The 11,002-nt window shown below is 49.5% G+C and carries 7 protein-coding genes; 4 read left to right on the top strand and 3 right to left on the bottom strand.

All coding sequences use genetic code 11. The features are described 5' to 3' along the window. Positions 1–108 precede the first annotated feature (108 nt). The 4 genes from MRY86_RS03485 (at position 109) to MRY86_RS03470 (ending at position 6,932) form a co-directional block, all read left to right on the top strand. Positions 109–474 carry a DoxX family membrane protein gene (locus tag MRY86_RS03485; protein ID WP_293563100.1) on the top strand — a complete coding sequence of 122 codons (366 nt, stop codon included), beginning with the start codon at positions 109–111 and terminating at the stop codon, positions 472–474. 743 nt (positions 475–1,217) lie between these two features. Beyond that, positions 1,218–4,268, top strand: coding sequence for a TonB-dependent receptor (locus MRY86_RS03480; RefSeq protein WP_293563101.1), 3,051 nt, complete (start codon positions 1,218–1,220; stop codon positions 4,266–4,268). Between the two features lie 9 nt (positions 4,269–4,277). Further along, positions 4,278–5,834 (top strand): RagB/SusD family nutrient uptake outer membrane protein, encoded by a 1,557-nt coding sequence (locus MRY86_RS03475; protein WP_293563102.1) that lies wholly within the window; start codon positions 4,278–4,280, stop codon positions 5,832–5,834. A 15-nt stretch (positions 5,835–5,849) separates the two neighbouring features. Continuing rightward, positions 5,850–6,932, top strand: a complete 1,083-nt coding sequence (locus MRY86_RS03470; RefSeq protein WP_293571019.1) for a LamG-like jellyroll fold domain-containing protein — start codon at positions 5,850–5,852, stop codon at positions 6,930–6,932. A 176-nt stretch (positions 6,933–7,108) separates the two neighbouring features. Here the strand turns inward: MRY86_RS03470 and ligA are convergent, their stop codons facing one another. The 3 genes from ligA to MRY86_RS03455 form a co-directional block, all read right to left on the bottom strand. Continuing rightward, entirely contained in the window at positions 7,109–9,250 is a 2,142-nt protein-coding gene (gene ligA, locus MRY86_RS03465; protein ID WP_293563104.1) for an NAD-dependent DNA ligase LigA, read from the bottom strand. 1 nt (position 9,251) lies between these two features. Further along, positions 9,252–10,082: a pseudouridine synthase gene (locus MRY86_RS03460; RefSeq protein ID WP_293563105.1), complete on the bottom strand. Its 831-nt coding sequence runs from the start codon at positions 10,080–10,082 to the stop codon at positions 9,252–9,254. Positions 10,083–10,285: 203 nt separating this feature from the next. Further along, entirely contained in the window at positions 10,286–10,978 is a 693-nt protein-coding gene (locus MRY86_RS03455) for a hypothetical protein (protein ID WP_293563106.1), read from the bottom strand. Between the last annotated feature and the right edge of the window lie 24 nt (positions 10,979–11,002).

Raw genomic sequence — 11,002 nt, 5'->3', positions numbered from 1 at the left:
ATGTTGCGCGGTGTGGGAAGGAATTTGGACAGTTGCAATTGTGGCTAGCGTGGGGAATTGTAGATTCTGGGAGGTGGTTTATGCACGGGCTACCATCAATCAATAAAAATGAAGCTAAAAATATCAAAAGCAAAACTCTGGGATTACTTCATCCTGACAGCAAGGTTCCTGCTCGCATGGACGTTCCTTGGTTACGGATACGGTAAATTGACTGCCGGACAATTTGGCATCAGCGAAGCTGAATTGGCGACTCCATTACAAGACTTATCGCTCTTCAGGGTGTCCTGGTATTTGTTTGACCACGAACCCTTTAAAACTTTTATTGGCGTTTCTCAGGTTCTTTGCGGCCTCTTGTTGTTGATCAACAGAACTGCCCTGATTGGCGCATTCCTATTCTTACCCATCGCCACTACTATTTTGATTATTGACTTGTCTTTTATGTCGGCAGGCATGTCAGGGGCATTCGCCTGGTGATTAGGCATTTATATTTTGCTTGACCTTCTGATCCTTTGGCACTACAAAGAGCGGATGAAAATCATTTGGGAATCGGTATGGCACAACATGAGCACCAAATTCAGGTATCCGGTTTGGTCGTATTTGCTATTGCCAGTCTTTGCAATCGGGCTGGAGATCATTTTAGTCCTTCCCAAAATATTGATCCAACTGTTGACTAACCCCGCTCAAACAATAGAGGACCTTTCGGGAATCCCTAAAATGATTATTGAATTAATAGAAAAGATCGATGGTTGAAACCGAATTTACTTTACCGTTAAAACCCTCATAGCCAAAAAACGCTTTACGCTTTATCCTACCAAAAAAAGTTCCCGGGATGAAATGGCGATAAATAGCGGCTGGACATTCCCTGATAAGCATTACGGTTTTCAATACAAAGCAAGCGCCCCACCTTTCAGTACCCTGCAAAGGAAGATTATCAGCAGCGTACACGCTAAAAGTTGGGCTTGAGTCAAAAGATTAGAAGCCATTTAGGCACCTTGGTAAGCAAAGACCGATTTTAAAAGGGACAGATAGGAAACCCTGAATATATAAGGCCCCTCTATGTCGGAAAACAATGCTAATTATTGATTTTGAAGGTGTTTTTCCAAATAAAATTTAGGTACAATACTTCTTCGCCGACTTACAATTTATTGTTAGCTTAGTACTTTGGATTTCGATGGAGAACGATCTAGTACAAAATTATTTAAACTCACTCTTAGTTTATGAACAAGATTTTCAAAAACTCAGCTGTTGTGAGGGCACTTTTGCTAGGGATTGCCTTTAGCTTTACGGCCTTCACCTCTTTTGGGCAGCGGACGATTACCGGGACCGTGTTCTCGGCAGAGGAAAATGAACCCCTTATAGGGGCAACGATTCAGGTCAAAGGTGGCGTCACCGGAACGATCTCGGACGTTGACGGGGCCTACAGCATTCGGGCAACCGAAAGTGACACACTCATCTTTTCTTATGTTGGCTTTCTTCCCCAGGAAGTATTGGTTGGGGCCCAAACCACTATAGATGTGGCGTTGGAAACCGACGCAGTTAACATGGAGGAGGTCGTCGTTATTGGCTACGGAACCCAACGAGAGCGCGATTTGATTTCTGCCATCTCTACCGTGGAGTCGGATGATATCGTGAAAACGCCCACACCGCAAGCGATGCAGTCGCTGCAAGGCAGAGTAGCCGGCGTACAAATCGTAAGTAACGGCGCTCCCGGTGGCGCACCAACGGTGCGGGTCCGTGGGGTAGGTTCCTTTGAAGGGGCCGGAGCACCCCTGTACGTTGTCGATGGGATGTTCGTGGACGACATTGACTTCCTTAACCCATCCGACATTGAAACGATGTCAGTTCTGAAGGATGCATCGTCAGCAGCCATTTATGGTGTTCGGGCAGGTAACGGCGTCGTGTTGATCACGACAAAGTCCGGCTCCTTTAACCAGGCCCCTCAGATTACATATGACGGATATTATGGTATCCAGAATCCGCAGAACGTCATTCAGATGTCTAATGCTCAGCAGTTTGCGCAGTATATCCAGGAGACGGGTTCAGCCGCAGACCAAGGGTTTATTGACAACGCCATGCAGCGTTACGGCAGAAGTACGGTGGACCCGAATGTTCCTGCGGTGAATACAGACTGGTATGACCTCATCATGAGCCCTGCGCCTATGCAGAGCCATAATGTGTCCTTTAGTGGAGGCACCAATCAGACCAAATACTCCATAGGGCTTGGATTCATTGACCAGGAAGGCTTGTTGAATGAGACGCGCAACGAGTTCCAGCGCTTCAACATCAGAACGCGGGTTGATGCTATCCTGACCAATTGGCTTACCGTGGGAGGTAACATTAACGGAAGTCATGCCACACGGTATGATGGTAGTAATGCAGCCTGGTTCAATGCCTATCACTCTGTTCCGATTCTTCCGAAGATTGATACGCTTAATACAGCCGCCTCTGAACCTCAGCTGGCGAACGCGCAGTTGTTAGGGTACAGAGGTCTGCAGAATCCATTTTATTCCCTGATTTACAACGACAACCGGAACAATATTATCAACGTGGTTGGTAATTTCTACGCACAAGCGCAGATCATTCCCGACAAGCTGTCTTTCAAAACACAGTACAATTACAACTTTGAAAACTTCAACAACCGGTCGGTCAGCTTTGCCTTTAATGACGGTGTAACGGATCGGGTTTCCAGCCTTCGCCGAAGCCAACAGACTCGCTTCGATCAGGTTTGGGATAACTTCCTGACCTATACCGATAATTTTGGGAAACACAATTTGAAGGTAACAGCGGGACAGTCCTACAGAAGCGAATTCGTGGAAGGCCTGTTCGCGCGGGGTACAGAGCTTGATCCTAACCCTACACGGGATAACGAGGAGCTTTGGTACCTGGACCGGGCCCTCAATTTTGAGCAGGATGGAATCGGTGATTTTGGATCAAACCTATTTTTCATGTCCTATTTTGGCCGGCTTTCCTACAATTTTGACGACAGATACTTGCTGTATGGTACCTACAGAACGGATGGCAACAACAAATTCCAAACGAAGTGGAATGATTTCGCCACGGTAGGGGCGGGTTGGATTGTGTCCGGAGAACCCTTCTTTAATGTATCCGGAGTCGACTTCCTGAAACTGCGTGCCAGCTGGGGACAACTGGGCAATGATGCCATTAGTCCTGCTGTTGGAACGCCAACCCTAAATCCAGGTAGATTGACGGTTTTCAACGGGGCACCGGTAGAAGGTCGGATTTTTGACCCGACTTTTGACCTGATCGACCGCCCGGAAACTACAGTTGAAACCAACTTTGGAGTAGACGCACGGTTCTTCAATGAAAGACTGTCGGTTACGGCAGATTACTTTATTCGTGATACCAGAAACCTGGCCATCTTTATTGAGCAGCCTTTGATCAGAGGTGCTGTGAGAAGGAGCCTCGGCGAGATTAGAAATGAAGGGCTTGAGGTTACAGCCAACTGGACAGGAGGCACCGGAGATTTCCGCTACAATATTGGAGGTAATTTTGCAACGCTCAACAACGAGGTGCTTAGCCTTGGCGGCGCAGATTTCCAGCAGACGGGAGGAGAGTTCCTGCAGCGCTCCACCGTAGGCGGTTCCTACCTGGCCTTCTTTGGATACGAGATCAACGGTGTTTTCCAGAGCCAGGCAGATATCGATAACAGTGGATATACCGAAGAATTCCTCGCGAATGCCAATCTGGCTCCCGGAGATTTCTTTTTCAGAGACCAAAATGGAGACGGTGAGATCAATGATGAGGACCGGGTCGCATTGGGCAGCTTCCTGCCTGATTTGACATTCGGAGCCAACCTGGGCTTTTCCTGGAAAAACATTGATTTCAGTATGTTGTTACAAGGGCAGATGGGGCATCAAATCCTTAACCGTAAGCGGGGGGAAATCATTTTCACCAATGATACCAATATTGATGCCGAGTTGTTTAACAATCTGTGGCGGGGTAACGGAACATCTGACCGCTATCCTTCTGCCGCGGGCCTGAGAAAAGGCTGGAACCAAAACAGTAGCGAGTATTACATTGAGGATGGAGACTTCTGGCGCATCCAAAATATTCAGCTTGGCTACACATTTGGAAATGATCGCTCCCCAAATGCCAATATGCCGACAATTCGGGTATATGCAACAGCCGAAAGACCACTTACTGTGTTTGATTATAATGGATTTAATCCGGAAGTACCTAACGGAATCGATCGTCAGGTCTATCCTGTAGCAGCAGTCTACACACTGGGATTGAATGTGAAATTTTAAATTTTTGAAATGATGAAGACTATAAAAATAGTATTTAAAGTTACGACGGCATTGTTGCTTTCTGCAATAATACTGCCTTCGTGCCAAGACATTGTCGACGAGCCATTGCAAAATGTGCAGCCTGCTGAGGAAGTAGACTACACCAGGTCTGAGGATATGGTTTTCCTTATTCAGGGCGCTTATGGCGAATTCAACTTCCTACAGTGGGAAACTTACCCCCTGATAAGTGTCAGAGGAGATGATGTGAATGCTGCTGGCGACCAATTCCCGCTCATAGAAACGGATGCGTTCCGCTACGATAGGAGCTTTTGGATGTACAACTCCAGCTGGCTCAACCTTTATGGAGATATTATCAACTCCAATGGTCTGATTGAGGGTATCAACAGGTTCAAGGAGAATGGAGCTGACGCTCAGCTGGCTGATCAGTACATCGCGGAAATCCGTGTGATGAGAGCCTTTGCCTATTTACAGGCCGCCCGTTTGTGGGGCGATTTGTTCATCTTCGAATCAAGTGATCCTACAACACTTGTTGATATGGAAATAGCTGAGTTTGAAGAAGTCATGCAACATATTTCAGATCAGATGGATCTGGCGATTCCTGACCTGCCCGATGCCCGTCCTAACCAACGGACAGATATTCAAAATGGCATAACCAGATATGCTGCACTGGCCATTAAAGCCTACGCAAACCTGGAGTTGAAGAACTGGCAGGAAACGGTAAACGCAACCGATGAGATCATCAGTTCTGGGCTTTTTGAACTGTATCCGGATTTTTACGACGCCTTTAATATTCCGGGCAAGAACAGCAACGAAAGCATTCTGGAACTGCAGTACTCCGATTTTGGGCAGAGCTCAGGTACCAATACCCGCTATCTGTGGAACTTCTTCGGGCCTTCAAGCTACTCACCTGCAGTAGAAGGCATCGGTGGAGGCTGGGGCTTCTGGGAGCCTAATGAGAAGTTTATCAAGTTTATGCTTGACCGGGGTGAAGAAACGCGCCTTATTGGTAGTGTGAACTTTACGCCTGACGGGATAGCAAGCCTCGAAAGCGATCCTCAATACAGCCCGCTACCTGATTTTGTTACCAATGTTTCACCTGATGGAGACATTTTCAACAATCACCCGAGGTATAACTTCCAGAGCGCGAAGCACTACATGCCTTCGAATCAATACACACCGGGCAGAACGACTTTCGGAGATAACAACAACTTCCGGGTCATTCGGTATGCAGAGGTGCTGCTTATGCACGCAGAAGCACTGGTTTCCGGAGCATCAAGCAGTGTGATGAGCGCAGAGGAAGCGGTCAATATGGTGCGAGAAAGAGCAGGAATGCCTGCCTTAACTTCTGTCGACCTGGATGCTGTTTTGGATGAAAAGTATGCAGAATTGGCAATGGAATGGGGCCACCGGTTCTATGACCTGGTGCGGCACGATCGCATTGAGGAGCTTGACCATGAAATAAATGGTGAGCAGGTAACCTACCAGCGGAACGAGCGGTATCTGCCGTACCCACTGTTGCAGCTAGACCTGCTGCCGCAATTGAAGGACCACAACAACAATGAATAATAACAACAATTTGATATGAAACTCTCAAAATATATTTGGCTTTTTGTCATCGTGTTAGCTTTTGGTTGTGACGAAGGCTACATCGATGATATCACTCCCGTAGAGGCTGGTTCCGATACGGAAAACCCGGAGGTGACCATCAATTTCCCTGCAAACGGGACTCTGATTCGGGTGGTAGAAGACCTGACCGACATTACAGTTAGCTTCGAAGTGACTGATGACATCTTTCTGGAAGAGGTTACCCTACAGTTAGATGGTACGACTTTTGCCACCTTGTCTAATTTCAAAGATTTTAGAAGGGTAGTTGAAGATGTAGTCTATGAAGATCTAACCAATGGCCCGCACACCCTGACCATTACGGCAGTGGATGGAGAGGGCAAAACAGGCTCCGCTTCAGTAGACTTCGAAAAAACAGAACCTTATAGCGCTAAGTATGACGGTGAAGTGTTCTACATGCCTTTTGACAATGAGTATCTGGAGCTGCTTACCCTGACACCTGCTACGGAAGTAGGTAGCCCAGGATTTACTACAGATGCCAAAGTTGGAACTGGCGCCTATGCTGGTGCAGAAGGCGCGTACCTCACATTTCCGGCAGCAGGGCTGGTCAATGAGGAATTTACAGCTGTAATGTGGTATAAGTTGAATGCAGAGCCCAACCGCGCCGGTGTCCTTGTTATGGGGCCTGAAGGGGAGGATGCTCCCCCTGCTACCTTGAACAATGGATTTAAATTCTTCAGAGAAGCTGGAGGAGACAATCAGGTATTCAAGCTGAATGCCGGCACTGGCGAGGGGAATAGTTGGTTTGATGGTGGTCAGGATGCCAGCCTGAATCCGGCAGTGGACACCGACTGGCAGCACCTTGCTTTCACCATTTCCCCGGAAGGCAACACAGTCTACATCAACGGAAACGTGGTGAGAACGGGTGACTTTGCTGGTCCTAGCTGGGAAGGTGTTGAAATCATGTCAATCATGTCTGGCGCACCAAACTTCACACACTGGAACCATAACTCTGACGTAAGTCAACTGGATGAATTGCGGATTTTCAACAGGGCGCTGACCCAGGAAGAAATCCAGCAAATCATTGATGACGAATCGTAAGTTTTAAAACAGCTTATGATAATTTAAATGTTGGATGTTCCTGCTTTGGAGCATCCAACATTTTTTTTGCGCACCAGAGCAACTGGCCGAAAACATTAAATCTTGCATATCACCCTCGCAGCCCTTCGGTAATGCAAAGCTTTTGAACGTTCACTACCAAAGTTAAGCTGGGGAAATCAACCCAGCTGCGCCAGAAACTCCTCCTCCGTTAGGACCTGAACAGTACCCAGCGCCTGCGCTTTTTTGAGCTTAGCCCCGGCTTTCTCACCCACCACCAGTACATCCAGGTTGCCACTTACGGCGCTGATGTTTTTGGCACCGGCTGCTTCCGCTTTGGCCTGCGCTTCCTTACGGCTCATCGTTTGAAGGGAGCCGGTAAAGAGAATGGTTTTGCCGACAAAGGGCCCGTCACCGGAAGCCGCTTTGGGGATATCGTCTTCAGTCTGCTTCAGATTGACGCCAAGGGCTTCCATCTCCTCCAGCATTTTGATGTTGTGCTCGTCGTGAAAGTAGTGGGCAATGTTCTCCGCGACTACCGGCCCGACATCCTTTATATTGGTGAAATCTTCTGTGGTCCATTCCCGCAGGTCCAGCACATGCTTAATCTCCGCTGCGATAATTTTAGAGACCTTGCGTCCCAGGTGGTGAATGGCGAGGCTGTGCAGCAACCGGTAAATGGGGTTTTGTTTGGCCTTCTCAATGGAGGCTTTTAGGTTGTCGGCTGACTTTTGCCCGAAGCCTTCCAGTTGGGCAATTTGGTCGTAGTCCAGGCGGTAAACATCGGCAATCGTGCGCAACCACCCAAGCTCGTAGAACCGCTCGATGATGGACTTGCCCATACCGTCGATGTCCATAGCGTTTTTGGAGACGTGGAAGATGATCTGCTGCAGGTTTTGCGCTCCGCACACACAGGTAGGGCAGCGCCATGCGGCTTCTCCCTCTGCCCGGACCAGCTCCACCGGTTCATCCGTATCATTCACCGGGCAGGTCTGCGGGAATTTGATCGGTTGTTCGGAACCGTCCCGGAGCTCGTCCATCGCTTTGACGATGTAGGGGATGACGTCACCGGCACGCTCAACCAGCACCGTATCTCCAAGGTGCAGGTCTTTGCCGGTGATGAAGTCTTCATTGTGCAGGGAAACAGAAGCGACCGTTACGCCCGCCAGTTGTACAGGCTCCACCTTAGCCACCGGAGTGATGGATCCGATTTTGCCTACCTGATACTCTACATTCAACAACTTGGTGGTCGCTTGTTTGGCTTTGAATTTGAAGGCGATGGACCAACGGGGATGATGGCTTGTATACCCGGTCCGCTCCTGTAGTTCCCGGTTGTTCACTTTGACCACCATGCCGTCTATTTCGTAGGGGTATTCCTCCCGCTTTTCCTGCCACTTCAGGCAAAAATCCACCACCTCCCTGATATTTTTGCAAACCTTCCGCTCGTCGCCTTCAGCAGGTACCTTGAAGCCCAGCTGATGCAGCATATCCAGGCTCTCCTTATGGGAGTTGAAGTTGCTCAGCACGCTTTCACCGTTTTCGCCGGTAGCAAATCCAAGGGTGTAAATGAAAGCCTCCAGTCCGCGCCGGGCCACTTCCTTAGGGTCCTTCATGCGCAGGGCACCAGTGGCGGTGTTCCGGGCATTGGCAAACAGCGTCAGCCCCTCCTTTTGGCGGGTGGCATTGATCTCCTCAAATACATCTTTCCGGATGAGCACTTCGCCCCTTAGCTCTGCTTTTTGAATACCGTATTTAGAAAAGGCGGCTTTCAGCGGTACAGACCGGATCACACGGGCATTGGCGGTCATCTCTTCGCCCATTTGCCCATTGCCCCGGGTAGCGCCGCGGACCAGTTGGTCATTCTCATACACCACCGCTATGCTGCCCCCGTCGAATTTGGGCTCCACAGCGTATTCGATATCCTGCTCCTCCGGGATATTGGCGTAGCGCTTGATCTGCTTATCAAATTCCACCAGATCTTCCTCATTGTAAGAATTGGCCAGGGACAGCATGGGCGTGAGGTGCTCCACCGACGGGAAGTCCTCAATCAGATCGCTGGAAACACGTTGCGTGGGAGAGTCTGGGGTAACCAGGTCAGGATGGTCCGCCTCCAGTTTTTCCAGCAACTTATAGAGCTGATCGTATTCATAATCGCTCACGACCGGATCATTGAGGATGTAGTACCGGTATTCATGGTAGACAATCAGCTGCCGGAGCTCATTGATTTGCTCATCCGGTGATTGCTGGTGCAAGGCACTGCCCGCATTCAGGAATTCCTTCGACAGGCTGTAAAGCGATTGCTGTTCTTCTTTGCTATACATATCAGATGAAGTGCTTTAGCATAATAATTTCCCGCTCGGTGAGGTGGCGGGAGAAGCCTCTGGGCAGGTCCTTTTTGGTGAGCCCGGCGTAGTAGGAACGGTCGAGCCGTTTGACCTCATAACCCAGGTGCTCAAAGATACGGCGCACAATCCGGTTGCGCCCAATGTGGATTTCGATGCCGACTTCATTTTTCTTGCCGCCACGCAGGTAGTCCACGCCGTCTACTGGGGTAGGGCCGTCCTCCAGCTCAAGCCCCTGCCGGATGGCTTCAATATGCTCCGGGGTAACATTTTTGTCGAGGGTGACCTGATAGAATTTCTTAATCTCGTGGCTGGGGTGGGCCAGTTTTTTCGCGAGGTCGCCATCGTTGGTCAACAGCAGCAGCCCGGTGGTTTCCCGGTCGAGGCGGCCTACGGGGAAAATGCGTTCCGGGACTTTATCGCTTACCAGGTCGAGTACCGTTTTGCGCCCCCGGTCATCACTTGTGGTGGTAATATAGCCCCGGGGCTTATTGAGCAGCAGGTACACCTTGCGTTCTTCCGGTTGGATCAGTTCCCCTTTGAAGCGGATTTCATCCCCCTCCTGTACCTGATAGCCCGGCGCACGTTCCACCTGCCCGTTAACAGTCACCTGCCCGTTTTTGACATAGTCGGCCGCCTGCCGTCGGGAGCAAACGCCGCAATGCGCTACATACTTGTTCAGTCGCATGCCCTCCACTTCTGGCTTTTCGTGCACCGGGCCGGGCTTGGGTGGCTTCGGTGGGCCCGGTTTTTTGGAAAATGGCCGGTTGTGCTTCTTGCGGTTGCGGTCGTGCTTTTTGGGTGGCGGCATATACGGATGGCTTGGCTTTGTTTGAGGGGCTAAGGTACGGAAATTGGGGGGATACTGCTTTATGCCAAATTCCTTGGTCAGCAGGTTCGGCCGGAAAAGAGCACAGAGGGCACACTAGGCGAGCATACGGGCATCAGCGAAGGTCTCTGTAAAACAGATGCTCATGCATTTTTAGATGAGCTTAGGGTAAGCAATCGTTCAGGTTAATGTGGCCCCAGGGTGTATCCAATGCTCAATTGTGGCGATAGTAACAATCCGTTTTCCTGGTCATAAGCATTGAAGAATAAAATGGGGTTCGCCTCCAGGTTGAGATATGCCTTTTCAGCGAAAGCCCATTGTATGCCAAGATGAGCGAGTCCTGCAAAACCCATTGGACTTCGGTTAACCGTAATGCGGATATCCTGACCATTAAATGCAGTATGCCCGAAAGCAGCGCCAAAGCCAAAATAATAACTTAGTTTTTCGAGGGGCTGATGCTTCCAGATTATTGAGTGGCTAAGCCCCAATCCCTCTATCCAGTTGCCATTTAGTGCCATACCGACCCGCGGGATGAGATATAAACTCTGGTTTGGAGCGCGTTGCCATCGGTATTGTGCATGCAGGCTATAGCCGGTGCGTAGATTGCTGTTCCAGTTCCGGGTAGCTGCCCAGCCGCGTAGACCAATGGCCAGACGATCTGAGAATCCATAAGTCAGTTGTCCACTAATGCCAGGAGCAGCTAAACCTTCACTGTGGGAAGGTCGGGTTTCGGGTAAAAGCTCAGCACTGCCCTGCAAGTCGATCTGGTTTTCTGAAAGCGGTCGGAAAGGTAGGCTGACCGCAGGGCTGTAGACGAGGCTGCGGCTGCAGCTTTGGAGCACAAAGACAGATAGTAAGCATATAGTATATGTTTTCATAACAATGATTCAGTTGATGATTTG

The organism is Phaeodactylibacter sp., assembly GCF_022763345.1.
Lineage (GTDB): Bacteria > Bacteroidota > Bacteroidia > Chitinophagales > Saprospiraceae > Phaeodactylibacter.
The sequence above is the reverse complement of the archived record's forward strand: the minus strand, read 5'-3'. Positions and strand labels throughout refer to the sequence as shown.

What these genes read in the sequence shown, in the direction of transcription:
- MRY86_RS03485 (WP_293563100.1), top strand. Translation starts at nt 109, where the DNA reads ATGAAGCTAAAAATATCAAAAGCAAAACTCTGGGATTACTTCATCCTG.
- MRY86_RS03480 (WP_293563101.1), top strand. Translation starts at nt 1,218, where the DNA reads ATGAACAAGATTTTCAAAAACTCAGCTGTTGTGAGGGCACTTTTGCTA.
- MRY86_RS03475 (WP_293563102.1), top strand. Translation starts at nt 4,278, where the DNA reads ATGATGAAGACTATAAAAATAGTATTTAAAGTTACGACGGCATTGTTG.
- MRY86_RS03470 (WP_293571019.1), top strand. Translation starts at nt 5,850, where the DNA reads ATGAAACTCTCAAAATATATTTGGCTTTTTGTCATCGTGTTAGCTTTT.
- ligA (WP_293563104.1), bottom strand. Translation starts at nt 9,250, where the DNA reads ATGTATAGCAAAGAAGAACAGCAATCGCTTTACAGCCTGTCGAAGGAA.
- MRY86_RS03460 (WP_293563105.1), bottom strand. Translation starts at nt 10,082, where the DNA reads ATGCCGCCACCCAAAAAGCACGACCGCAACCGCAAGAAGCACAACCGG.
- MRY86_RS03455 (WP_293563106.1), bottom strand. Translation starts at nt 10,978, where the DNA reads ATGAAAACATATACTATATGCTTACTATCTGTCTTTGTGCTCCAAAGC.